Origin of the sequence: Cellulophaga geojensis KL-A, from assembly GCF_000568425.1 — a bacterium.
GTDB classification, from domain to species: Bacteria; Bacteroidota; Bacteroidia; order Flavobacteriales; family Flavobacteriaceae; genus Cellulophaga; species Cellulophaga lytica.
In genome coordinates, this window is record NZ_ARZX01000016.1 from 38661 (window position 1) to 63632 (window position 24972).

The 24972-nt window shown below is 32.5% G+C and carries 20 protein-coding genes; 11 read left to right on the forward strand and 9 right to left on the reverse strand.

The features are described from left to right. Window positions 1-63: 63 nt before the first annotated feature. The 6 genes from groES to miaB all read right to left on the reverse strand — a co-directional run bounded on the left by groES (window position 64) and on the right by miaB (window position 5148). Window positions 64-342: a co-chaperone GroES gene (groES, locus tag KLA_RS12095; protein ID WP_013620349.1), complete on the reverse strand. Its 279-nt coding sequence runs from the start codon at window positions 340-342 to the stop codon at window positions 64-66. 140 nt (window positions 343-482) lie between these two features. Continuing rightward, window positions 483-833, reverse strand: a complete 351-nt coding sequence (gene secG / locus KLA_RS12100) for a preprotein translocase subunit SecG (protein ID WP_034646170.1) — start codon at window positions 831-833, stop codon at window positions 483-485. Window positions 834-836: 3 nt separating this feature from the next. After that, window positions 837-1880 carry a hypothetical protein gene (locus KLA_RS12105; protein WP_034646173.1) on the reverse strand — a complete coding sequence of 348 codons (1044 nt, stop codon included), beginning with the start codon at window positions 1878-1880 and terminating at the stop codon, window positions 837-839. 4 nt (window positions 1881-1884) lie between these two features. Continuing rightward, window positions 1885-2415: an LptE family protein gene (locus KLA_RS12110; RefSeq protein WP_013620346.1), complete on the reverse strand. Its 531-nt coding sequence runs from the start codon at window positions 2413-2415 to the stop codon at window positions 1885-1887. Window positions 2416-2419: 4 nt separating this feature from the next. After that, window positions 2420-3700: a sigma-54 interaction domain-containing protein gene (locus KLA_RS12115; protein WP_013620345.1), complete on the reverse strand. Its 1281-nt coding sequence runs from the start codon at window positions 3698-3700 to the stop codon at window positions 2420-2422. A 5-nt stretch (window positions 3701-3705) separates the two neighbouring features. Beyond that, complete coding sequence (miaB, locus tag KLA_RS12120) at window positions 3706-5148, reverse strand: tRNA (N6-isopentenyl adenosine(37)-C2)-methylthiotransferase MiaB (RefSeq protein WP_034646175.1); 1443 nt, start codon at window positions 5146-5148, stop codon at window positions 3706-3708. Window positions 5149-5291: 143 nt separating this feature from the next. Here miaB and KLA_RS12125 point away from each other — a divergent pair, with 143 nt between their 5' ends. From KLA_RS12125 to KLA_RS12165, 9 genes are all read left to right on the forward strand, one after another. Further along, complete coding sequence (locus KLA_RS12125; protein WP_034646177.1) at window positions 5292-6053, forward strand: hypothetical protein; 762 nt, start codon at window positions 5292-5294, stop codon at window positions 6051-6053. A 53-nt stretch (window positions 6054-6106) separates the two neighbouring features. Further along, on the forward strand, window positions 6107-7345 hold the full coding sequence (locus tag KLA_RS12130; RefSeq protein WP_235183568.1) for an LVIVD repeat-containing protein: 1239 nt from the start codon (window positions 6107-6109) through the stop codon (window positions 7343-7345). A 118-nt stretch (window positions 7346-7463) separates the two neighbouring features. Next, window positions 7464-9974: a type I DNA topoisomerase gene (gene topA / locus KLA_RS12135; protein WP_034646182.1), complete on the forward strand. Its 2511-nt coding sequence runs from the start codon at window positions 7464-7466 to the stop codon at window positions 9972-9974. A 6-nt stretch (window positions 9975-9980) separates the two neighbouring features. Continuing rightward, entirely contained in the window at window positions 9981-11138 is a 1158-nt protein-coding gene (locus KLA_RS12140) for a formimidoylglutamase (RefSeq protein WP_013620340.1), read from the forward strand. A gap of 114 nt (window positions 11139-11252) precedes the next feature. Continuing rightward, the gene (gldK, locus tag KLA_RS12145; RefSeq protein ID WP_034646184.1) at window positions 11253-12611 is read left to right on the forward strand and encodes a gliding motility lipoprotein GldK; all 1359 of its coding nucleotides are present in this window, start codon (window positions 11253-11255) and stop codon (window positions 12609-12611) included. Between the two features lie 63 nt (window positions 12612-12674). Further along, on the forward strand, window positions 12675-13328 hold the full coding sequence (gldL, locus tag KLA_RS12150) for a gliding motility protein GldL (protein ID WP_013620338.1): 654 nt from the start codon (window positions 12675-12677) through the stop codon (window positions 13326-13328). Between the two features lie 51 nt (window positions 13329-13379). Next, window positions 13380-14939 carry a gliding motility protein GldM gene (gene gldM / locus KLA_RS12155; RefSeq protein ID WP_013620337.1) on the forward strand — a complete coding sequence of 520 codons (1560 nt, stop codon included), beginning with the start codon at window positions 13380-13382 and terminating at the stop codon, window positions 14937-14939. 78 nt (window positions 14940-15017) lie between these two features. Then, window positions 15018-15917, forward strand: a complete 900-nt coding sequence (gene gldN, locus KLA_RS12160; protein WP_034646186.1) for a gliding motility protein GldN — start codon at window positions 15018-15020, stop codon at window positions 15915-15917. Between the two features lie 111 nt (window positions 15918-16028). Then, the gene (locus tag KLA_RS12165) at window positions 16029-17090 is read left to right on the forward strand and encodes an NAD(P)/FAD-dependent oxidoreductase (RefSeq protein ID WP_034646188.1); all 1062 of its coding nucleotides are present in this window, start codon (window positions 16029-16031) and stop codon (window positions 17088-17090) included. Here the strand turns inward: KLA_RS12165 and KLA_RS12170 are convergent. After that, on the reverse strand, window positions 17074-17472 hold the full coding sequence (locus KLA_RS12170; protein WP_013620334.1) for a DUF983 domain-containing protein: 399 nt from the start codon (window positions 17470-17472) through the stop codon (window positions 17074-17076). The two genes, KLA_RS12165 and KLA_RS12170, sit on opposite strands and share 17 nt — an antisense overlap. A gap of 65 nt (window positions 17473-17537) precedes the next feature. On the opposite strand from KLA_RS12170, the gene KLA_RS12175 reads away from it, so the two are divergent. Continuing rightward, window positions 17538-19448 (forward strand): ABC-F family ATP-binding cassette domain-containing protein, encoded by a 1911-nt coding sequence (locus tag KLA_RS12175; protein WP_013620333.1) that lies wholly within the window; start codon window positions 17538-17540, stop codon window positions 19446-19448. Window positions 19449-19603: 155 nt separating this feature from the next. Further along, the gene (locus KLA_RS12180; RefSeq protein ID WP_034646190.1) at window positions 19604-20488 is read left to right on the forward strand and encodes a hypothetical protein; all 885 of its coding nucleotides are present in this window, start codon (window positions 19604-19606) and stop codon (window positions 20486-20488) included. Between the two features lie 76 nt (window positions 20489-20564). Here KLA_RS12180 and KLA_RS12185 read toward each other — a convergent pair whose 3' ends face one another. Beyond that, window positions 20565-23504, reverse strand: a complete 2940-nt coding sequence (locus tag KLA_RS12185; protein WP_034646192.1) for a glycoside hydrolase family 3 N-terminal domain-containing protein — start codon at window positions 23502-23504, stop codon at window positions 20565-20567. A 12-nt stretch (window positions 23505-23516) separates the two neighbouring features. Then, complete coding sequence (locus KLA_RS12190) at window positions 23517-24968, reverse strand: sodium:solute symporter (protein WP_034646194.1); 1452 nt, start codon at window positions 24966-24968, stop codon at window positions 23517-23519. Window positions 24969-24972 lie beyond the last annotated feature (4 nt).

Genomic DNA, 24972 nt, shown 5'->3' on the forward strand with positions numbered 1-24972 from the left:
AAAGACATAAGTTTGATTATTAATTTAGAGCTAAAAGCCATAGGCTATTAGCAAATAGCTGTTTTAGATAATAGCTAAAATGTCGCTTTCTCTCATCATTAAATAGTCAGAACCTTCTAACTTTAACTCTGTACCGGCATATTTACCGTAAAGTACAGTGTCACCAATTTTTACAGTTATTTTTTCATCTTTAGTTCCTGGGCCAACAGCAACTACTTTACCTTGTTGAGGTTTTTCTTTAGCAGTGTCTGGAATTATTAATCCAGAAGCTGTTTTAGTTTCTGCTGCCATCGGTTCAATTAGCACTCTATCTGCCAATGGTTTAATGTTAACTTTAGCCATATTTTATGATTTTTAATATTAATTTTTCTGGTGTTACATAGGCAGAAATTGTGCCATAGCGTAAAACTGACAAGTTGTAAAACAAAAAATGCCAGCTTGTCATAAGCTGGCATTTTTGATATATTTTAAAAGGTACGTTTTTACTTAATGCTGTCCATTAAGTTAGTGTCTTTACTTGAAGGAGCAGCTGTATTTGTAGTAGCAGGAGCTTCTGTATTTTTTTCTTGTAATAATTTAGAATCAGAGTTGCTTCCTTTGCCTGGTAATGCAACGTTAGACATTAAAATTAGTATAACTAATAGTGCAGCTAAAGTCCAAGTACTTTTATCTAAAAAATCCCCAGTCTTTTTAACACCACCAACTACTTGGTTGCCACCACCACCAAAAGAAGAAGATAAACCACCACCTTTTGGGTTTTGTACCATAATTACCAACATTAGTAAAAGTGATACTATAATAATAAGAACTAAAAATATTGTAAACGTACTCATCTGTTATATGTTTTCTTTTTGAATTTTTTCTACCGATTTTATTCGGTTTGCAAAGAAACTACTTTTTTCTGGATATTTCAAACTTAAAATCTTATAAGCTTGAATTGCCTTTTTGTATTTTTTTTGCTCTAAATATACCTTTGCAAGAGTCTCGGTCATTAACTCATCTTTATTAAGTTTTACAGAGCTAGAAATATCTACTTTGGTTTCTATGTTTTTTGTAGGTGTAATTTTAGGATTGGTTTTTATAAACTTATCTATTAAATCAAATTTTTTATTTTTTTTTTGCTTAGGCTTTTTGTTTTCTAAAGTTGTTTTAGTTTCCTCTTCTTGGGTGTTTTCTTCTTTAGTAGTTTCGGCTGTTTCTTTATTAACCTTAGGGTTTGTAAGCTCTAACCATTGAGCAAAAGAGTATTTTTCTTTTTTTGTAAAGTGTAAAGGTTCTCCAATATTTAATTTTTCAGCTTCAGTTTTTTCTTCTTCAAGTTTTTCTGTTGGAATAACCTCTCTAGTTTCTTCTGCATTGTTTTTTAACGCTTCTTCTTGGGTTTTAATTTCTAACTCTTGGGTCTCATTAGAAATTTCTAATTCTTTTTCAGTTTCAACAACTTCTTCTTTAATTACCTCTTTGGTTTCAAAAAGAGTGTCGTCTAAAATTTTTTCTGCATCGTCTATGTTTTGTGGTAAAGGTTTGTCTTCACTTTCTTCTAACATATTTGGTGGCGAGGCAACTTCTTCAGAAACTACATTTAATTTTTTTAGATTAGCATTTTCTCTAATCTCTTTTATAGTGGTTGTATTGTTTAAAAATTCTGGAGAAGTAATAAAATCGAATAAAACATCTCTATTAGCAGTATGTGCAGCAGTAACTTTTAGTGCGTTGTTATACTTAAAACTATTGGTATTTTTTAAGCCTTTTAAGTGTATTGCGTGTGCTGCCTGAAAATAAGGGTAGTCTGTAATAATTTCCTCTAGCTGGTTAATTTGCGCTACAGAGCTAATACTTTCTGGCTTTTGTAATAAATGTGTAAAATCTGTTACTTTCATAAAACTACCAGTCTGCTAATGATTTGCTAAAAATATCTTGTGTAATACGCTCAAATAATTCTGCGTGCGCTTCAGATTTTACAGAAGCTAATAAAGAGTTAGCATCATAATCATAGAAGAATGAAAAACGCTGTTCAAAATCTGAATCTTCTTTTGTTTTATTGTAAAAACGTACATTAACCGTCATTGTTAGCCTGTTTTGTGCAGCAGTTTGTGCTGCTGTAGCTGTCATAGGAGAAATGCGGTATTCTACAATTTCACCTTCGTACACTAAATCTCCGTTAGATGGAGTTAGACTAAGGCTAGTTTGACTTCCTAATAAATCTTGTAAGGCATTTGTAAAGTCTCTGTCTAAACCTGGTTCTACTGTAGACCCTGGGCTTTGCGAAGCATAATTTTGAAAAAAGTTTACCTGAAAAGATTTTGCGTCTCCAGTGCTACCTCCAGTAAAATTATAGCCAACACTTTTTAGTCCGCAAGCTTGTACAGTGCTAATTATTAGGAGTACAGCAAGTATGTTTTTTATGTTTTTCATCAAATTATAAATCAAACTGTTTTATTTTTCTATATAAAGTACGCTCAGAAATACCTAATTCTGCAGCTGCGGCTTTTCTTTTTCCTCTGTTTCTTTCTAAAGACTTTTTAATAAGCTCTATTTCTTTGTCTTGTAAAGATAGCGTTTCTTCCTCTTCTATTTCTTCTGCAAAGTGGTATTTGTCATCCTGTGGTATTACTGGTGAAATAACTTCTTCTCTTTCTCTTGAAGGATTTGGTAGATGTAATATTTCTGAGGGAGTGCTGTCCGCCTCTTCAAAATCATCATCATCGTGATTGCCGTATATTTTCTGAATTAAATGTTCGTTTTCTTCTTGAACCTTTTCACTATCGTTATTTTTCATTAACTCCAGTGTTAGCTTTTTTAGATCGTTAAGGTCTGCTTTCATATCAAAAAGAACTTTGTATAAAATTTCTCTTTCATTGCTAAAATCGCTCTCTTTTTTTTCTTGATTTACAACTGCAGGTAGGTTGGTATTACCACCATTTGGTAAGTAAGAGTGTAGCGTAGTGGCAGAAATATGACGTTCTGACTCTAAAACTGAAATTTGTTCTGCAACATTACGTAATTGCCTAATGTTACCAGCCCAACGGTATTTTTGTAATATTTGCACAGCATCATCAGACAAGCGAATAGTTGGCATTTTGTATTTTTGACTAAAATCTGATGCAAATTTTCTAAAAAGTAAATGAATATCTTCTAAGCGTTCTCGTAAAGGAGGAAGGTTTATTTCTACGGTGCTTAATCTGTAATATAAATCTTCTCTAAATCTATTTTTTTTAATAGCCTCAAACATATTTACGTTTGTAGCAGCAACAATACGCACATTGGTTTTTTGTGTTTGTGAAGAGCCAACTTTTAAAAATTCCCCATTTTCTAATACACGTAGCAAACGTACTTGTGTTGTTAAGGGCAACTCTCCAACTTCATCTAAAAAAATGGTTCCGCCATCTGCAACTTCAAAATATCCTTTACGGGTAGTTGTAGCACCTGTAAAGGCTCCTTTTTCATGGCCAAAAAGTTCACTGTCTATTGTGCCCTCTGGAATTGCACCACAGTTTACAGCAATATATTTTGCGTGTTTTCTGTGAGATAATGAGTGTATTATTTTAGGAATAGACTCTTTACCAACACCACTTTCACCAGTAACTAATACAGAAATATCTGTAGGTGCAACTTGTATCGCTTTTTCTATAGCTCTATTAAGTTGTACATCGTTTCCAATGATCTCAAATCGTTGTTTTATTGCTTGTACAGATTCCATTATATTTATTTTTTTACAATACTACCTAAAAGGGTTCCTGTTGTGCAATCTTCAATTTTTACTTGTACAAATTCTCCAACTTGGCTACCTTCTTCTTTAGGGAACACAACAACAGCATTTTGTGAGTTTCTGCCCATCCAATGTTCTGTAGATCTTTTAGATTCTCCTTCAATTAAAACTTCATCAATTTTACCTAAACGTTGTTGTAGTCTGTAGCCAGAGTGTTGTCTTTGTAATGCTATAATTTCTGCTAATCTTCTTTTTTTGTCTGCTTCAGGTACATCATCTTCTAGTTTACGTGCAGCCATTGTACCTGGTCTTTCAGAATAAGAATACATATAGCCAAAATCGTACTTTACGTATTCTAATAAGGAAAGTGTGTCTTTATGGTCTTCTTCCGTTTCTGTTGGGAAGCCGGCAATCATATCTTGTGAAATAGCACAATCAGGAATAATTTGTCTAATATTATCTATTAATGTAAAATATTCTTCTCTTGTGTGTAAGCGGTTCATAGCTTTTAAAATTCTATCGCTTCCGCTTTGTACTGGTAAATGTATGTGTTTGCAAATGTTATCATACTTGGCCATAGTTTTAACCACGTCTAACGTTAAATCTTGTGGGTTAGATGTAGAAAAACGAATTCTCATTTTGGGTTGTGCAATTGCTGTCATCTCTAATAAATTAGCAAAGTTAACAGCCGTAGCTTTTTGCATTTCTGTAGCTTGGTTAAAATCTTTTTTTAAACCGCCACCATACCAAAGGTAGCTGTCTACGTTTTGCCCTAAAAGTGTAATTTCTTTGTAACCTCTGTTCCAAAGATCATTTACTTCTTCTAAAATAGATTGTGGCTCTCTACTACGTTCTCTACCACGTGTAAAAGGAACAACACAAAACGTACACATATTATCACAACCGCGAGTAATAGATACGTAAGCAGAAATTCCGTTTGTGTTTAAACGTACAGGGGCAACATCACCATAAGTCTCTTCTTTAGATAAAATTACGTTTATAGCATTACGGCCTTCATCTACCTCTTTAATTAAGTTAGGTAAATCTTTGTAGGCATCTGGGCCTACAACCATATCTACAATTTTTTCTTCTTCTAAAAACTGACTTTTTAAACGCTCTGCCATACAGCCTAAAACACCTACTTTTAAGTGTGGTTTGGTTCTTTTAACAGCGTTAAATTTCTCTAACCTTTTGCGTATAGTAAGTTCTGCTTTTTCTCTAATAGAGCAAGTGTTTACTAAAACAAGGTCTGCATCTTCTAAAACCTTTGTAGTGTTAAAACCCTCTTCTGATAAAATAGAAGCAACAATTTCACTGTCAGAAAAATTCATAGCGCAACCATAACTTTCTATGTATAGTTTACGTTTATTGTCTCTTTTGTTCTTTAGTGTTAAAGAATTACCTTGTATTGTTTCGTCTATTACTTTCTCTTCTGCCATATCTAATTCTACTACTAGCTTGTAAAAGCACAAAGATAGTACTAAATATAAAAATGTGACAATTTGACAGTTAAATTTAATAGTTTTTTAGTAGTAAAATCCCAGTTAAGTTTATTTTTGCTTTTTTTAAACAAATTATAGAGATGAATTTTTACAACGTAGAAGGGAAAATAATTACAAAACCAGCATTAGATTTTGGTGATATTTTTAATAAAAGTATAGAATTGTTTAAAGTGGTTTGGTTGCCAGGGTTTGTTACGGTGCTGTTTAGTGCATTGTTAACATTCTTGCTTGTTTTAGTTATGTACACGCCTTTAATAGCACTTGGTATTTTTAATGCAGAAGCATTTGAAAGACAAGACCCACCTATTATTTATACTTTGTTTTCAATGGTTATAATGCCAATTATAATGATGTGTATTTTTGCTGCAAACCTGTTATTAATGGCTGGTTTCTATAGAATATGTAGGGCTAAAGATGCAAAACTAAACACAGATGGTCATTTTTACTACTTTAAAAAACAATATATGATAAAAGCTTTTATTTTGGCTTCAATAACTATTGGTTTAGCTATAGTAGGTATGCTTGCTTGTGGTGTAGGTTTAATTTATTTAGGTGTGCCATTGGCTTTACTTCCTGTGTTTTTAGCTTTTGAAGAAGAATTGTCTGCCCTAGAAATAGTAAAGGCTAGTTTTGCTTTAGGTAATAAAAATTGGTTGGTGCTTTTTGGAGTTACCTTTGTAATGGGGTTAATAGCACAACTTGGTGTAATACTATGCGTAGTAGGAGTTTTGTTTACGGCAATGCTAGCAAGAATTCCTATTTACTACGCTTATAAAAATGGAGTTGGTTTTGCAGATGAAACAGAAGATAGATTAAAAGCGCTTGCACCTGATTTTGAGTAACCTACGCAACCTTTGTGTTTTTTGTGTATCTATTTTGTAACAACCAAAAAGATATGAAAATGAAAAAACACTTTAGTTTATTGCTGGTACTTATAGCTACACTTTTTAGCTGTACAGATGATGAAAATAGTGATAAGTATGCAGATTTTTTAGTGGCAAAACCATTAAAAATTAGCTTGTCTGAGTTTGAGAATAGTGGAGATATTATTGCGCCAAAACCTATTGAAGAATCTGGTAAAATATATGCATATAACAATTACATTTTTATAAATGATAAATATAAAGGTGTACACGTTATTGATAATAAAAATCCAGAAAGTCCAATAAAAATTGCGTTTATTAAAATTGCGGGTAATGTAGATATTTCTGTAAAAGACAACTACTTGTACGCAGACAGTCTTGGAGATTTATTGGTTTTTAATATTGCTAATAAAGATAATATTAAACTGGTAAATAGATTAAAAAATGTACTTAAAGAAAATATTATTTGGCCTCTAGCCGATATTTATGAGTGGGATAATGCAACTACAGAGGACGAGGTTTTAGTTGGTTGGCAAGTAGTTACAGAACGTAGGTTAAAAGAAGATGTGCAATTAATGTTTGAAGATGTAGCAGTAAACAATGCAACAGGTGACCGTAGTGTTGGTCAAGGTGGCTCTTTAGCGCGTTTTAAAATTGTAGAGGATTATTTGTACGCAGTAGATAACCACAATATAAATGTGTTTAATATTAAAAATTTAGAAAACCCTGTAGATTTAGAAGATGTATATGCTGGTTTTGATATAGAAACTATTTTTAATAGAGATAATCATTTATTTTTAGGGAGCAAAAGTGGTATGTATATATATGATATAACAAATCCGGAAACACCAACATTTGTGTCAGAGTTTCAGCACGGTACAGCTTGTGATCCTGTTGTTGTAGACGGAGATTATGCATACGTAACTTTACGTGGAGGCAATACCTGTGGGGCAACAGAAAGTGGTTTGTATATAGTAGATATAAGTACTATTGCAGATCCAGTATTGGCTAAACAATATCCTTTAGATGGCCCTTATGGGTTGGGAATAAAAGGTAATACTCTTTTTATATGCGATGGAGAATCTGGTTTAAAAGTTTATGATAAAACAGATGTAAACAACCTAAAAGAAATTAATCATTTTAAAGATATTGTAACTTTTGATGTTATTCCTAGAGAGGATAACCTATTAATGGTTGGTGATAATACATTGTATCAATACAAATATTTAGAAAATAATATAAGCTTGTTAAGTAGCTTAAATCTAGATTAATTTAATACAAAAACAGACAAAAGATCGCTAATTTAAGCGGTCTTTTTTTGTTGGTTTCTACCTTATAACGTATTAAATAAAAAAATTGCTATACTTTTGTACAACCAAAAACCAAAAAATGGCGAAGAATTTAGTAATTGTAGAGTCACCTGCAAAAGCAAAAACAATAGAGAAATTTTTAGGAAAAGATTACAAGGTAGAGTCTAGCTTTGGACACATAGCAGATTTGCCATCTAAAGAGTTAGGAGTAGACGTAGAAAACGATTTTACCCCTAAGTACGTAGTAGATAGCGAAAAGAAAAAACTTGTAAAAAAACTTAGAGATTTAGCAAACAAGGCAGAAGTTATATGGCTTGCAAGTGATGAGGATCGTGAGGGAGAAGCTATTTCATGGCATTTGGCAGAAGAATTAAAATTAGATAAAAGCAAAACAAGAAGAATTGTTTTTAACTCTATTACAAAATCTGCAATACAAAAAGCAATTGAAAACCCAAGAGAAATTAATTATAACTTGGTAAATGCACAACAAGCTCGTAGGGTTTTAGATAGGTTGGTTGGTTATGAATTATCTCCGGTGCTTTGGAAAAAAATTAAACCAGGACTTTCTGCAGGTCGTGTGCAGTCTGTAGCGGTGAGGTTAATAGTAGAAAGAGAAAGAGCAATAGAAGCTTTTACGCCAGAGGCTTCATTTAAAGTAGTTGCAGAGTTTAAAACAGAATCTGGCAGTAGTTTTTCTGCAAAAATTAATAAAACATTTTCTAGTAAAAAGGCAGCTCAAGATTTTTTAAATAAAAATATTGGTGCTAATTTTTCTATAGCTAACTTAGATAAAAAACCAGCTAAAAAATCTCCTGCAGCGCCATTTACAACATCAACCTTACAACAAGAGGCTGCACGTAAATTGTATTTTTCTGTGGGAAGAACAATGCAAGTTGCACAACGTTTATATGAGGCAGGTTTAATAACCTATATGAGAACAGATAGTGTAAACTTGTCTAAAGAAGCTTTAGATGCAGCTAAAGAGGCAATAATACAAAACTACGGTAAGGAATATAGTGAGGTACGTAATTATGTAGGTAAAACCAAAGGTGCACAAGAAGCGCATGAGGCGGTTAGACCAACAGATATGAAAAGGCAATCTCCTTCATTAGAAAGAGACCAAGCAAGACTTTATGAGCTTATTTGGAAACGTACTTTAGCTTCGCAAATGAGTGATGCACAATTAGAGCGTACCAATGTAAAAATAAAAGCAGACAAACATAAAGAAGAATTTACAGCTAACGGAGAGGTTATTAAGTTTGATGGTTTTTTAAAGGTATATTTAGAAGGTCATGATGATGAAGAAACAGAGGAGCAAGAAGGAATGTTACCAGCAATGAAGGTTGGGGAAGCATTACTTAACAACTACATTACAGCAACAGAACGTTTTTCTAGAGCTCCGTACAGGTTTACAGAAGCATCTTTAGTTAAAAAACTAGAAGAATTAGGAATAGGAAGACCATCTACTTACGCGCCAACAATTTCTACAATACAAAACAGAGGTTATGTAGAAAAAGGAACTATAGAAGGTGTAGAGCGTAAGTATACACAATTGGTGTTAGAGGCTAATAATGTAGAAGAAAAGAACTTAACAGAAACAGTTGGTTCTGATAAAGGTAAAATGGTACCTACAGATATAGGGATGATTGTAACCGACTTTTTGGTAAATCATTTTGAAACAATTTTAGATTATAATTTTACAGCTAAAGTAGAAGAAGATTTTGATGAAATTGCAACAGGAGATGAAGACTGGGGTAAAGTAATGAAAGACTTCTACAAAGATTTTCATCCTAAGGTTGAAGATGTAGAGCAAAATGCAGATAGAGCAAGTGGAGAACGTATTTTAGGTACAGACCCAAAAACAGGCAGGCAAGTTTCTGTACGTTTAGGTAGGTTTGGGCCAATGGTGCAAATAGGTACAGCAGAAGAAGAAGAGAAACCACAATTTGCAAGTTTATTACCAGAGCACTCCTTAGGTACTATTACTTTTGATGAGGCAATGGAGCTTTTTAAACTTCCAAAAGATTTAGGTACGTATGAAGGTGAAGAAGTATCTGCAAACGTTGGTAGGTTTGGTCCTTATGTAAAATTTGGTAAAAAGTTTATCTCTATGGAAAAAGGAGAAAGTGCTTTAGATATTACCAAAGAAAGAGCAATAGAGTTAATTAAAGAAAAACAAAAGGCAGATGCACCAATAGCTTCTTATGAAGATATGGAGGTTACTAAAGGTGTAGGGCGTTTTGGTCCGTTTATAAAGTGGAACGGAATGTTTATTAACGTAAATAAAAAATACGATTTTGATACACTTTCTTATGAAGATATTGTAGAACTTATTGAAGCTAAAAAGCAAAAAGAAATAGATAAGTTAATACAAGAATGGCCAGAAGAAGGTATACGTATAGAAAAAGCAAGGTGGGGTAGACATAATGTTCTTAAAGGTAAAATAAAAGTAGAATTGGCTAAAACAGTAGACGCTACTAAAATTACTTTAGAAGAAGCTAAAGCAATGATAGAAAAGAAAACCCCAAAGAAAAAAACCAAAGCAAAAGCAAAACCTAAGGCAAAAGCAAAACCAAAGACTAAGAAGTAAAAATATATGGCGTTCGATTTTTTGACTCCAGTGGCAGATAAAGTAATAGCTCATTGTGAGCTATTACCGTCGCAAGCATTAGGAAAAAAAATATATAAACACACAAAAAAAGAAGGATTGCCAGTTTTGGCAATGGCATCTATAGCTATAATTGGTGTAAACGAAGCCAGAAATGCTTTTGAAAAAAAAGCAGAACCTTTAGATTTATCTGGAGTTAGGCTAGAGCTATACAAACTAATGGTAGGTAATTGGAACTCTACCATTATAGATTTAGGAGATGTAGAGCCAGGCGAAAAAGTTAGTGACACATATTTTGTAGTAAAAGAAGTAATAGCTGGCTTAATAGAAGAAAATATAGTGCCAATAGTAATTGGTCCTACACAAGACCTAACATACCCTTGTTACAGAGCTTTTGACGGACTCCGAAATATGATTAACCTAGTAAATGTAGATAGTAGGTTTGATTTTGGAGATCATGAAGAGCTTATTTCCTCTCATTCCTATATGAGTAAAATTATTACAGATAAGCCTAATAACTTATTTAATTTTTCAAATATTGGCTATCAAAGCTATTTTAACTCTCAAGAAGAAATAGACTTAATGGAGCGTCTTTTTTTTGATGCTTATCGTTTAGGAGAGGTAACATCAGACATTACCTTGGTAGAGCCAATTCTACGAAATGCACATATTGTTAGTTTAGATGCTCGAGCTGTGCGCGCAAGCGAAATGGGAATGTTAAATAATTTTTCTCCAAACGGATTTACAGGAAGAGAAATTTGTGCCATTGCAAGGTATGCAGGTATAAGTGAAAAATTAGCAGTGTTTGGCGTTTTTGAAAGCGAAAACTCAAACCAATCATTTCAGTTAGTAGCCCAAATAATATGGTACTTTATAGAAGGATACAACTTTAGAGTACAAGAACTACCTTATTTAAATAAAGAAGCATTTACAAAGTATATAGTTCCGTCAGACTTAGAGGAACTAGTTTTTTATAAAAGTAATTTAACAGAAAGATGGTGGGTAGAAGTGCCATCAATTTTAAATTCATATAATAAAAACGAAATGCCTGCGTTATTACCCTGCACCAAGGCGGATTATGTTGAGGCTACCAACCAAAACATTCCAGAAAGGTGGTTTAAGGCATTTAAAAAAGGCCTCAATTAAAAAAATAACAAAATAACGTGTCTTAATACAATATTTCGTTTAAAACGCTGTTTTAATGATTGAATATATATGTTTAAGAACTAAATATCTTAAATCGAAATTTAACCTATAATTATGAAGAAACTATTGTTAATGTCCATGGGATTTGTTCTTTTACTTGGCAGTTGTGGTAAGTCAGGAACAAAAGGAGAATTGGTAGGAGCCCAAGGAAAAAAATGGTATCCGGAGAAACCTTATGGTATGGAATTGATCCCAAGAGGATCTTTTATCATGGGTAAAACAGAAGAAGACCAAGCGCAGGTTTTAAATGCGCCAACTAAAACTGTTACAGTAACTTCTTTTTATATGGATGATACTGAAATAACAAATAGTGAGTATCGTCAGTTTGTAGAATGGGTTAAAGATTCTATCACAAGAACAAAATTGGCAATACTGGCAGACGAGTTAGGCTTAGGCCCAGAAGATGGTGGTATTGGAGATTATGCATTTAAAGATGCAGATACAACTAAAATGTCTGAGTATGATAAGTATATGATGGACAACTACGGAGGTGGTGGCCCATTAGGATATGAAGGTAGAGCTTTAAATAAGGATGAAAAACTTATTTGGGACACGTTTGAATTTCCAGATGAGTACTATGTAGAGGTAATGGATAAATTATACATACCTGAAGAAGAAGCATACAACGGCCAACGTACTATAGATGTAACACAACTTATATACAAGTATAGTTGGATGGATATTGACGCAGCTGCAAGATCTAAAACTGGAAGCAGAAAAGATTTTATTAAGCAGACAGAGTTACCAATATACCCAGATACAACAGTTTGGATTAAAGATTTTGAATACTCTTATAACGAGCCAATGCATAACGATTATTTTTGGCATGATGCTTATAGTGAGTACCCTGTAGTTGGTGTTACTTGGGACCAAGCAACAGCTTTTTGTAACTGGAGAACAAAATTAAAGAACGACGACCAAAAAAGTAGAGGTAAACAACCAGTAAACAAATTTAGATTGCCTACAGAAGCAGAGTGGGAGTACGCTGCAAGAGGTGGTATTGAAGGTGGTATGTACCCATGGGGTGGTCCTTATGTTATTAGTGACACAGGTTGCTATATGGCAAACTTTAAGCCACAAAGAGGAGATTACGCTGCAGATGCAGCATTATATACAGTAGAGGCTAAATCTTATGAGCCTAACGACTTTAACTTGTATAATATGGCTGGTAACGTGTCTGAATGGACAAGCTCTAGCTACGACCCAAGTACTTATGATTTTGTATCTACAATGAATCCTAACGGAGGAGATAGTGGAAACGCAAGAAGAGTAATACGTGGTGGTTCTTGGAAAGATGTTGCTTACTTCTTACAAGTATCTACAAGAGATTATGAATACAGAGATTCTGCCCGTAGTTATATTGGCTTTAGAACTGTACAAGATTATATGGGAGAAGAAGATTCTACCGACTAAAAAACCGAATAAATTTAACCTTAAATACTTATAATTAATAAACCCAAATTAAAATTAGAAATTATGGCACAATCAAAATCAACAAAGAAATTATTTAATATGGCCTATGGCCTTGGAGCATCTGTAGTAATTATTGGAGCATTGTTTAAAATTCTTCACTGGGAGTTAGGTCCATTAAACGGTGGTGTATTATTAGCAATTGGTCTTATTACAGAGGCACTTATTTTTGCCATTAGTGCATTTGAGCCAATAGAAGACGAGTTAGATTGGTCTTTAGTATACCCAGAGTTAGCAGGTGGTGAAGGATCAGCTAAAAAGAAAAACGAAGCTTTAGAAGTTAAAGAAACAGAAGCATCTTTATCTAAAAAATTAGATGATATGTTAAAAGAAGCTGGTGTTGATGCAGAATTAATGGGAAGCCTTGGTAACAGCATTAAAAACTTTGAAGGTGCTGCTAAAGGAATTGCTCCTACTGTAGACGCAATGGAATCTACTAGAAAGTATTCTGAAGAAATGGTACAGGCTGCTACGCAGATGGAATCATTAAACAGCTTATACAAAGTACAATTAGAGAGTGCTAGCAGACAAGCTTCAATTAATGAAGAAGTAGTACAAAACTCTTCTGCATTAAAAGATCAAATGGAATCTTTAGCTACTAACTTATCTTCTTTAAACGGAGTATACGGTGGTATGTTATCAGCAATGAGTAAAAACTAATTAGTTAATACTTAACCCCAAATCAATTATTAACTAAAATTAGTAGAAAACATGGCAGGAGGAAAACAGTCACCACGTCAGAGAATGGTAAACTTAATGTACTTAGTGTTCATTTGTATGCTGGCGTTAAATATGAGTAAAGAAGTTCTAGCTGCATTCGGCTTAATGAATGTAAAGATGGAAGCTTCTAACAAAAAAACAACAGAAAACAACGTAGCTTTTTTAGAAGGTCTTGGAACAAAGGCTGAAGAAAACGCAGCAAAATATGCTGAGGATTACAAAAAAGCACAAAAAGTACAAGCAATATCTCAAGAGTATTATGACTATTTAGAAGGTCTTAAGAAAGAGATGACTAAGAACGTTGAGGATCCTACAGATTACCAAGTTATGGATAAGTCTGATTATTTAGATCAAAAATTCTTTAGCGGAGAAAATTTAGCTCCAGGTGGTAAAGAGTTCATGAAAAGAATTAAAGACTACCGTGAGCAAGTATCTAGCCTTGTGCCAGATAAAATTAAAGGATCTGTAAAAGCTAGATTTGAAACTGGTGACGCTAATGGTAAAGTAGAGAAGAAAGATAAAACCAAGCAAGATTGGATTAACTATCACTACGAAGGTTTTCCTTTAATAGCTTCTTTAACTAAAATTACAGCTTTACAGTCTGATATTAAAGCAACTGAAGAAGACGCTTTAAAAGCAATGTTAGAAGGTAATTTAACAGACCAAGTTTCTTTAAAGAAATTTAAAACATCACTTTTTGGATCTAAATCAGCATTTTATGCAGGTGAAAAGTATGATGGTAAAATTATAATTAGCAAAACTGATGATACATCTACTCCAGTAAGAGCAGAGTTAACATTAGATGGTAGAAAATTAAAAGAAGGTACAGATTATCAGCTAGAAGCTGGAGGTGTTAAAATGTTAATTGGTGCTGGTAACCCAGGAGATCACGAAGTAGCAGGTACACTTTTCTTTAAGCAAGATGGTGAAGAAGTTCCAGTAGAAGTTAAAAATTCTTTTGCAACTATATCTAAGCCAAGTGCAGCATTAATTGCAGCAGATAAAATGAACGTTGTTTACCGAGGTGTTGCTAACCCAATGACAATTTCTATACCTGGTATACCAAACAATAAAGTAAGAGCTTCTGCTCCTGGTTTAAAGCCTGTAAGTGGTAGCAAGTATGTTATGACTCCTGGTTCTGGTAGAACAGTAACAATTAAAGCTTCTGGTACATTGCCAGATGGCAAACCAGTTAGTTCTTCTTCAGAATTTAGAATTAAAGATATACCAAGTCCAACAGGTTCTATTAGAGGAGAAACTGGTAGCGTTAAAATGCCTCGTAAAAACTTAGAAGTTTCTACAATAGGTGCAATATTAGAAGATTTTGATTTTGATTTAAATATTGGTGTAAGCGGCTTTAGCTTTAAAGTTCCAGGACAACCAACAATAAGAGTTAATGGTAGAAAATTAGACAGTAGAGCTAAGTCTGCATTAAAAAGAGCAAAAAGAGGTGATATGGTTCAGATATTTAATATCCAAGCTTATATTACAAATAACAAGAGTTACAGATTAAAGAAAGTTTCTAGTGTACTTGTAGAAATTACAAACTAGAATAAATGAAACTAAACGGTAAGTTGCTATTGTAAAATGGCAACTTACTTATAGCTTCAAAACAAAATTATTTAAATGATGAATTGGAAAAACATTTTAGTAGTAGGATTTTTAGCAGTGTCTTCAATATCTGCTATGGCGCAATCAAACGTATTGAATGCAAAAAAGCCAGAAGAAATAGGTGTAAAAACTGAGGCACAAATTAAAAAAGATAATGACGGACCTTTAAAGTATGGTTACGTAGACGACAGAGATGTTTTATGGTCTACAACTGTATGGGAAGTTATAGATTTAGATGAGCGTGTAAACTTTCCGTTATACTACCCTATAGATACAATTGATATAGGAAAAAACAGAAGGTCTTTATACCACGTTTTAATGAAAGCTATTAAAAGCGGAGAATTAGAAGTTTATGCAGATTCTTACTTTACAGAAAAAAGAAAGTTAGAAGATTTAAAAGCTTCTATGCAAAAAGTAGATACAACAGATTACGGTTATGACCAGTACAATGCTGGTGAAGAAGTATCTGAAGAATACATTAATAAAAGAGATCTTGTAGCAGCAGATTTAGAAGAATACCTAATTAAAGGAATGTGGTATTTTGATAAAAGACAAGGTGAGTTAAAATATCGTTTATTAGGTATTGCACCAGTTGCACCAGATGTTAACTTTATAGATGATGAATCTGTAGATATAGATGGTAATAAAATTCCTTTATTTTGGGTTTGGTACCCAGATGCCAGAGAAATATTACATAAAGCAAAAGTCTTTAACCAGCGTAATTCTGCAAGTCCAATTTCTTTTGATATGTTGCTAAACTCTAGAAGGTTTCATGCAACAATTTACAAAGAAGAAAATGTACACGGAGATCGTAAAATTAAAGATTACATTTCAGACAACGCATTGTTCCAGTTACTAGAAGCCAAAAGAATTAAAGAGGTTATTAGAGACAGAGAACAAGATATGTGGAGCTATTAAAAAAATTGCTTTAGAATTCCAATTCAAATAAAATAAGCAAACTCCTTAGGATATTTATCCTAGGGAGTTTTTTTATGCTTTAAATTAAGCTACTTTATCTACTTTTGTAGTATGGTAAATTATGTAATTGTAGGTCTTGGTTTGGCAGGTATATCTTTTTGTGAGACACTAGAGCAAAACAATAAAACGTTTAAGGTAATTGCAGATAGTTCACAGACATCTTCTGTAGTTGCTGGCGGGTTGTATAATCCTGTAATTTTAAAACGCTTTACGTTAGCTTGGAATGCAAAACACCAATTAGATATTGCTTTGCCATTTTATAAAACACTAGAAAAAAAATTACAAGTACAGTTAGACTATAAAATACCAGTGCTACGTAGGTTTGTATCTGTAGAAGAACAAAATATGTGGTTTGAGGCTATGGATAAACCTAGTCTTAGTTATTTTTTGTCGCCTAAAATTATTCAAAATAAAAATGCTAATATAGATGCTAATTTTGGCTACGGAGAGGTTTTGCACACAGGTAGAATAGATACTAAAGAGCTTTTATCTACCTATAAAAATTACCTTATTTCTAAAAATGCTTTGCTGCAAGAAACTTTTAATTTTAATGCACTAACAATTGAAGATGATTGTATAAACTACAAAGGCATAAAAGCAGAAAAAATAATTTTTGCAACTGGTTTTGGGCTAAAAAACAATCCATATTTTAATTATTTGCCTTTAAATGGAACCAAAGGCGAGCTTTTAACTATAAAAGCACCAGATTTAAAGGAAGAAAGAGTTATAAAGTCATCGGTTTTTATTATTCCAATGGGTAATAATTTATACAGAATTGGAGCTACATATAACAGAGATGATAAAACTAACAATACTTCACAAGCAGCTAAAGAAGAGTTGTTAACTAAGCTTCATACATTTTTAAAATGCAATTATGAGGTGGTAGACCACAAAGCAGGCGTAAGACCCACGGTAGCAGACCGTAAACCACTTGTAGGTGAGCACCCCAAACATAAAAACATATTTGTGTTAAACGGTTTTGGCTCTAGAGGAGTAATGGCTGGGCCATATGCAGCACAGCAGTTGTACAATTTTATAGAAAATAATAAGCCACTTGCAGCAGAAATAGACTGTAAACGTTTTGTAAAAAGGTATCTTACTTCTGTTTCTTAAAGTTAGCAACTGCGTTTTTATCGTAATGCATAAACATATTAATCCATATATTACGAGAAAGTCTCATAATTATAGGCATAAAACCAATTAACGTAGCAACAATACAAATAAAACTTACTAGCAGGCTTGTTTTAATAAACAAATATGAGATAAAAAATGCAGCAACAGCAAAGGCAATACCAACGCCATAACTAACATACATTGCACCATAAAAAAAAGAAGGTTCCATTTGATATTTGGTGCCACAATGAGAACAGCGCTCGTGCATATCGTAAACATTTGATAAATGGTAAGGATTTTTATCCTTATACATACTCTCAGAATGACATTTAGGACAAGTTCCTGTTAAAATACTGCCAAGTTTGTTTCCTTTTTTTAACATTTGCAAAAAGTTTATACAAAAATACTATATTCTATAATTTTCATCTGTAACATTAGTCACAATTTATGCTTAATATTCACAATTTATCTGTCTCTTTTGGAGGAGAATTTTTATTCGAAGAAATTTCTTTTAGACTAAATCCTGGAAACCGTGTTGGGTTAATAGGAAAAAATGGAGCAGGTAAATCTACACTGTTAAAACTACTGTCTAAAGAAATGCCAATAGATAGTGGTACAATAGCCGCAGATAAAGATGTAAAAATTGGTTTTTTAAAACAAGATATAGATTTTGTAGAAGGCAGATCTGTTTTAGAAGAGTCTTACCAGGCGTTTGAAGAAATAAAAGCATTAGAGTTAAAGTTAGATGAAATAAATCATCAGCTAGCAGAACGTACAGATTATGAAAGCGAAAGTTATAGTCAGCTTATAATAGACTTAAATGATATTACGCATCATTATGAAATTCTTGGAGGTTATAACTACCAAGGAGAAACAGAAAAAGTGTTACAGGGTTTAGGTTTTAGTAGAGAAGATTTTGATAAAAAAACCGAAACATTTTCTGGTGGTTGGCGTATGCGTATAGAGTTGGCTAAATTACTATTACAAACCAATGATGTATTGTTGTTAGATGAGCCTACCAACCACTTAGATATAGAATCTATTATTTGGTTAGAGCAATTTTTAAAAGGATATTCTGGTGCAGTGGTAATTGTATCGCATGATAAAATGTTTTTAGATAATGTTACCAACAGAACCATAGAAATATCTTTAGGTAGAATATACGATTACAATAAACCTTATTCAGAATACCTAATTCAGCGTAATGAGCTTAAAACACAACAATTAAGTGCGCAAAAAAATCAAGAAAAGCAAATACAGCAAACAGAAAAGCTGATAGAGAAATTTAGAGCAAAAGCATCTAAGGCAACTATGGCACAATCTTTAATTAAAAAATTAGATAAGATTGATAGGATAGAGGTAGATGAGGATGATAATAGTGTTATGAATTTACGTTTTCCGATATCTATAACTCCTGGAAAAATTATTGCTGAAATTGAAAATTTATCTAAAAACTACGGAGAAAAGCAAGTATTAAATAATATAGATTTATTAATAGAACGCGATAGTAAAACTGCATTTGTTGGACAAAACGGACAAGGTAAATCTACTTTGGCTAAAATTATGGTGGGTGAGTTAGATTATACAGGCCATTTAAAACTAGGACACAATGTACAAATAGGGTATTTTGCGCAAAACCAAGCAGAGTATTTAGATGGTACCAAAACCATTTTAGATACTATGATTGATGCTGCTAATGAAACCAACCGAAGCAAAGTTAGAGATATTTTAGGGTCATTTTTATTTAGAGGAGATGATGTAGATAAGTATGTAAGAGTATTGTCTGGTGGTGAGCGTAACCGTTTAGCATTAGCTAAAATGCTGTTGCAACCGCTAAATGTTTTGGTAATGGATGAGCCCACCAACCACTTAGATATAAAATCTAAAAACGTTTTAAAACAAGCTCTGCAAAATTTTGAGGGCACATTAATACTTGTATCTCATGATAGAGATTTTTTACAAGGCTTAACCAATAAAGTATATGAGTTTAAAGATCAAAAAATACGCGAGTATTTAGGAGATATAGATTATTATTTAGAACAACGTAAAGCAGAAAATTTTAGGGCTATAGAAAAAAAGACCAAGGTAAAGCAAGAAGTAAAAAAAGAGGAGAATAAAAAAGTAGATTATAAAGATCAGAAAAAAATAAAATCATTAAAAAATAAACTTAGTAATGTAGAAAGTGAAATTTCTACCTTAGAAAGTACTATTAAAAAGATAGATGAAAAACTTTTATTGGAGTATGAAGCTACCATTGCTGAGCCAGATTTTTTTGATAAATATGAAGCCAAAAAGAAAAAATTAAAAGAATTAATGGCTACTTGGGAAGATTTAACCCTTAGTCTAGAAGATATGTAAGTAAAATAAGTATTTGTAAGTAGATTTGCTAAACCACAAAAAAAGCGCATTTCACAACAAAAATGAGCTAAGTGCCTGTATTTCATCTAATAATTTTGCCAGTTGTCTATAATTAGTTTCTATTTGTATCACAATACTTGCAAACTAGTATACAAATGAAAAAGAATTTTACTTACACAATTATAGCTTTTGTAGCCATTACGTTACAGGCAGTTACAGCACAAATTTCTTCAAAAGAGAAAGCGGTGTTAATAGATTTGTACAACGCTACAAATGGTAGTGAATGGACAACTAAGTGGGATTTAAATAAACCGGTTTCTACTTGGAAAGGAATTAAAGTAGAAGATAATAAAGTTGTTGGTATAAATTTGTTTAGAAATAATTTAGATGGAACTTTACCAAAAACAATATGTAAGCTAAAAAACTTACAAGATTTAAATTTAGCGTTTAATAAAATAAACGGAGAAATACCAGAAACAATTACTAAGTTAAAGGAGTTAAAAACACTTCATTTAGAAATGAACTTGTTAACTGGTGAGTTACCTACTAAACTGGGAGACTTAGCCAATTTAGAAAATCTAATTTTATTTAATAACCTAATAAAAGGCGAGATTCCTAAAAGCATAGGAAAATTAAAAAAATTGAAAGAGTTAAATGTTTCTAGCAATAAGTTAACAGGTATAATTCCTGATGAGTTAGGAAGTTTAACTAAGTTAGAAAGCCTAGGACTTTTTGAAAATACTTTAGTTGGTTTTGTGCCAAGAGAGTTGGGTAATCTAGTAGAGTTAAAAGAGTTGGTAATTGCCAATAACCAATTAATGGGAGATATACCTCAAGAATTTGGACAATTGGTTAACCTTAAAGTATTACAATTACAAAATAATAAATTTAATAGCTTTAAAAGTTTAGACTTTATGCAGTCTAAAGAGATTTTAGTTTTTGATTTTGACGGAAAAAAACCAAGCTTACAGTTTAGAGACTTAAACACAGCAAAAACTGGTGTTGCAGAAACTGAGTTTGAAGAAGATAAAGAAAATTAATTACTATATTAAGTATTTAGTTGGTTAGTTAAAAAGAGTGCCTTTTAGGCACTCTTTTTTTGTTTTAGTGATAATGCTATTTAATAGCATCATAAATAACTTGTTGTATTTTAGTTCTGGTGTTTAATTTGTAAAGTGTTCTGTTTTCTCTAGTAGGAGTTACCCTGTTAGATAAAAAAACAAACAATACATTTTCTTTAGGGTCCATCCATACCATTGTGCCGGTAAACCCAGTATGTCCAAAACTTTCTTTACTTGCGTCTTTGGCAGTGTTACTGTTTTCCCCTTTGTAAATTAAGTATGGTTTGTCAAACCCAATGCCTCTATGGTTATTATTGTCTGGAAATTGTACACTAGTATATTGTTTTAATGTGTTTTTAGAAATAAACTCTTCATTACCATAAGTTCCCATATCTAAATACATTTGCATTAATTTTGCAAGGTCGTTTGCATTAGAAAACAAGCCCGCGTTTGCAGATATACCTCCCATCATAGCGGCTCCTTCATCATGTACTGTTCCGTGTATTGTACTGTGCCTAAACAAAAAATCATTTTCAGTAGGTATAATTTTGCTATGACTAAATTTTTGTTCTGGGTTGTATGTTAGTGTTGTGGCACCTAATTTATCATAAAAATTAGCGTTAATATAGTCTACAAAATTTGTACTTGTTATTTCTTCAACAATAGTAGGTAGCAAGTAAAAGACTAATCCAGAGTATTTGTATTTTTTTACATCACTTACAGGTGATTTTTTAATAGCTTTAAAAACCTTCTTTTTGTAGTTGCGATTTAACCACATATTAGATGTTATTTTTATAGGGAAACGAGCAGATGAATCTCTTTTAATAGTGTGCCATTTGTAACTCCCGTTTTTGCGTAAAGTGTTTTGCCAATACGGGATCCAAGGAGAAAAACCAGCTTGGTGTGTTAGTATTTCTCTAAAAGGAATACCTGCTTTGTTAGAGCCTTTAAAATAAGGTAAATAATCATCAATAGTTTTTTCTGTACTAAACTTGTTAGCATCTTGTAAATGCATTAGCGCAGGCAGGGCAGATGATATTTTTGTAACTGAGGCAATATCATATACATTAGATAATTTAACCTTAGTTGTGTCACTATACGTGTGGGTGCCGTAAGCTTTGTGTAAAACAACTTTACCATTTTTTGCAATAAGCACTTGTGCGCCAGGAATTGCTTTGTTAGATATGGCTTGTTGTATTAAAGAGTCTATCCTAGAGTTTAATGTTTTGGAGTTTAAACCAGCATCTTCTGGTAATGTGTATTTAAATCTAATTTTTTTAGCTGTTGTTAATCCTGCTCCTGCTTTAAATTTTGATCCTATACTAACAGGTAGTTTGCCGTTTGCAGAGGCTCCTCCAAATATAAGTTGGGCAGCAATGTCTTGTGTAGTTTTACTATCTTGGTAGGTTAGTATTAAGCTCTTGGCATTTTCTATATTTTTAATTTTGGCTATTGAATATGGATTTTTAAAGTAAGTAACCACTGTTTTATTAAAGGGTAAGCCTTCAATAAACTTTAATAGTGTATTAGAAAAACTAATTTTATTTTTTGGAAAAGCGCTAGAGTCGTGTACACCTAACAAAATTAGATTATGGTTGTTAATAGCCTTTTTTAATTTGTCTATTGTAGCAGGGTTGATATCATTGCCAATATTAAAATGTTTTACATTGTTATATAAACCTAGAGTTTTTTGAAACTTTGTAGTTAAAGAGTCACCAATAGAAATAGACATAATATTTAAAGTGTCTAATTTTTGTAATGGCACTACGTCGTCGTCATTTTTAAGTACCGTTAAAGAAGCTTCTACCAATTGTCTTTTTAACAATTTAGCATTAGCATTATTTAAGTTATGTACTAAATTATTGTTAGGAGTGGGTTTGTAGTTATGGAGTCCGGCCCATTGTTTTGCGGCTAATATTTTACGAACTCTATTGTCAATATCGGCTTGTAAAATACTATTGTTTTTAACTGCATTTTCTATCTCTGTAATTGCTTTAGCAACATTTTGTGTAAGTTCTAATACATCATTACCCGCTTGTACTGCTTCTTTATCTACAATACCAGGTTTGTTGTTGTTAGTAACACCTTTCATACGCATTGCATCGGTAATAATTAAACCACTAAAACCTAGTTTGTTTTGTAATAAGTCTGTTACTATTGCTTTAGAAAGAGTAGAAGGTTTTTCAGATGCATCTAGTGCAGGAATATTTAAATGAGCAACCATAACACCATTTAATCCTGCATTTATTAGTTCTTTAAAAGGGTAAAGTTCTAAATTATTTAAGCGTTCTAATGAGTGGTTAATTTGTGGTAATTTGTAATGAGAGTCGGTATTAGTATCTCCGTGTCCAGGAAAGTGTTTAGCTGTAGTTAACAGGCCTGCATTTTGCATACCTTGCATATAAGCAATACTTTTTTGAGCCACTTTGTATTTATCTTCACCAAAAGAGCGGTAGTTAATTACAGGATTATCTGGATTATTGTTAACGTCTGCAACAGGAGCAAAATTTAAATGTAAACCGGTATTTTTTATTTGCCTCGCAACCTCAGTACCCATTTTGTAAATTAAGTTGTTGTTTTGTATAGCGCCAAGAGCCATTTGATAAGGGTAACTAATTGTGCTATCTAAACGCATACCCAAACCCCATTCTGCATCAATAGCTCCTAGTAAAGGAGTTTTAGCTTGTTTTTGGTAGCTATTCATTTGTTTAACTTGAGTAACAGGATCTCCTTGAAAAAATACCAAACCTCCAATATTCCATTTTTGTATTGTTTCTAAAATTTCTTTCTCATGTTCAATTCCCTTGTTAGAGTAGGCAGCAACAAACATTAGTTGACCAATTCTTTCCTTTGGAGTTAAACTTTTCATTACAGAGTCTACCCATTTGCTATTTGTATATTTTAAAAACTCTGGTGAGGTAACTTTTTCTTGTCCTTTTACGGCTATGCCTAAAAGTAGGGTAAGTAAAAAAGTGGTTACTATTTTTGTTTTCATTTGTATAGGTGTTTAGTTCAAAGAAGTTTTAGGTTTTATAGTTATTAGCCATAGGCCCAGCATAGTTAAAATTGCATTTACTATTAAAATCTCAAAGCCAAATTTAAAGCCGTTAAACCATTTTTCTGAATTGTAATTTAAAATGATAGATAGTATAGGGGCAATAATGCAAATTAAAGGTACAAGTTTATCTTTTACTTTTTTGCGTGTTATTAAACCAAAAGAATACAAACCTAAAATTGGGCCATAGGTAAAGCCTGCAACCTTAAAAACAGCACTAACAACGCTAGCATCGTTAAAAGAGTTAAATACAATAATTACTAAAAACATTAGCATTGTAAACCCTATGTGTACGTAAAGTCTAGTTTTTTTCTGCACCGTTTTTGTTTTTCTGATGTTTAAAATATCAATACAAAAAGAAGTGGTTAATGCAGTTAAGGCAGAGTCTGCACTAGAAAATGCAGCTGCAATTATCCCAAGTAAAAAAACAATTCCGGCAAGGAGCCCAAAATAGTTTAAAGCAAGTAATGGGTACAAATCATCTGTACGTTCTGGAATTGGAATATTGTTGGTTAAAGCATATTGATAAAGTAATACACCAAGAATTAAAAATAAAAGAGTTGATATTAAAAAGGTAATAGAAAACCATAGGATGTTTTTTTGAGCATCTTTTACGTTTTTGCATGTTAGGTTTTTTTGCATCACATTTTGGTCTAAACCATTCATTGCAATGGTAATAAATATACCAGCAGTAAAGGTTTTAAAAAAATTACGGTCAGATAACCAATCCCACTCAAATAATTTAGATTTAGGACTTGTAGTAACTAATTTAATGGCATCATCAAAAGATAGGTTTAGTTGACTAAGAATTACAATAATGCTAATGGTTACAGCTAAAAGTAAAAAAGTTGTCTGTATAGTATCTGTCCATACAATAGTTTTTATTCCACCTCTAAAAGTGTACAACCATATTAAGGAAATAGTAACTAAGACGGTTACCCAAAACGGAATACCAAAGGAATCAAAAAAAGCAATTTGTAAAACAATAGCAGCTAAAAATAGCCTAAAAGAAGCGCCAATTGTTTGAGAAATTAAAAAGAATGATGCTCCAGTTCTATAAGATTTTAATCCAAAACGGTCTTTTAAATATTCGTAAATTGAAATTAGGTTTAGTTTGTAGAATAAAGGAATTAATACAAATGCTATTATTACGTAACCTACAATATTACCAAGTACAAATTGTAAATAGGTCCAGCCAGTATTAGCCACCTCACCAGGTACAGAAATAAAAGTAACACCAGATAAAGAAGCACCAACCATACCATAGGCAACTAGGTACCAAGGAGATTTTCTGTTTCCTGTAAAAAAAGTGTCATTGTCAGATTTTCTGGAGGTTAAGTAGCTAATAAGCATTAACAATCCAAAATAACCTGTAATTACACTAAAAACTATAATCGGAGTCATATTT

What these genes read in the sequence shown, in the direction of transcription:
- groES (WP_013620349.1), bottom strand. Translation starts at nt 342, where the DNA reads ATGGCTAAAGTTAACATTAAACCATTGGCAGATAGAGTGCTAATTGAA.
- secG (WP_034646170.1), bottom strand. Translation starts at nt 833, where the DNA reads ATGAGTACGTTTACAATATTTTTAGTTCTTATTATTATAGTATCACTT.
- KLA_RS12105 (WP_034646173.1), bottom strand. Translation starts at nt 1,880, where the DNA reads ATGAAAGTAACAGATTTTACACATTTATTACAAAAGCCAGAAAGTATT.
- KLA_RS12110 (WP_013620346.1), bottom strand. Translation starts at nt 2,415, where the DNA reads ATGAAAAACATAAAAAACATACTTGCTGTACTCCTAATAATTAGCACT.
- KLA_RS12115 (WP_013620345.1), bottom strand. Translation starts at nt 3,700, where the DNA reads ATGGAATCTGTACAAGCAATAAAACAACGATTTGAGATCATTGGAAAC.
- miaB (WP_034646175.1), bottom strand. Translation starts at nt 5,148, where the DNA reads ATGGCAGAAGAGAAAGTAATAGACGAAACAATACAAGGTAATTCTTTA.
- KLA_RS12125 (WP_034646177.1), top strand. Translation starts at nt 5,292, where the DNA reads ATGAATTTTTACAACGTAGAAGGGAAAATAATTACAAAACCAGCATTA.
- KLA_RS12130 (WP_235183568.1), top strand. Translation starts at nt 6,107, where the DNA reads ATGAAAATGAAAAAACACTTTAGTTTATTGCTGGTACTTATAGCTACA.
- topA (WP_034646182.1), top strand. Translation starts at nt 7,464, where the DNA reads ATGGCGAAGAATTTAGTAATTGTAGAGTCACCTGCAAAAGCAAAAACA.
- KLA_RS12140 (WP_013620340.1), top strand. Translation starts at nt 9,981, where the DNA reads ATGGCGTTCGATTTTTTGACTCCAGTGGCAGATAAAGTAATAGCTCAT.
- gldK (WP_034646184.1), top strand. Translation starts at nt 11,253, where the DNA reads ATGAAGAAACTATTGTTAATGTCCATGGGATTTGTTCTTTTACTTGGC.
- gldL (WP_013620338.1), top strand. Translation starts at nt 12,675, where the DNA reads ATGGCACAATCAAAATCAACAAAGAAATTATTTAATATGGCCTATGGC.
- gldM (WP_013620337.1), top strand. Translation starts at nt 13,380, where the DNA reads ATGGCAGGAGGAAAACAGTCACCACGTCAGAGAATGGTAAACTTAATG.
- gldN (WP_034646186.1), top strand. Translation starts at nt 15,018, where the DNA reads ATGAATTGGAAAAACATTTTAGTAGTAGGATTTTTAGCAGTGTCTTCA.
- KLA_RS12165 (WP_034646188.1), top strand. Translation starts at nt 16,029, where the DNA reads ATGGTAAATTATGTAATTGTAGGTCTTGGTTTGGCAGGTATATCTTTT.
- KLA_RS12170 (WP_013620334.1), bottom strand. Translation starts at nt 17,472, where the DNA reads ATGTTAAAAAAAGGAAACAAACTTGGCAGTATTTTAACAGGAACTTGT.
- KLA_RS12175 (WP_013620333.1), top strand. Translation starts at nt 17,538, where the DNA reads ATGCTTAATATTCACAATTTATCTGTCTCTTTTGGAGGAGAATTTTTA.
- KLA_RS12180 (WP_034646190.1), top strand. Translation starts at nt 19,604, where the DNA reads ATGAAAAAGAATTTTACTTACACAATTATAGCTTTTGTAGCCATTACG.
- KLA_RS12185 (WP_034646192.1), bottom strand. Translation starts at nt 23,504, where the DNA reads ATGAAAACAAAAATAGTAACCACTTTTTTACTTACCCTACTTTTAGGC.
- KLA_RS12190 (WP_034646194.1), bottom strand. Translation starts at nt 24,968, where the DNA reads ATGACTCCGATTATAGTTTTTAGTGTAATTACAGGTTATTTTGGATTG.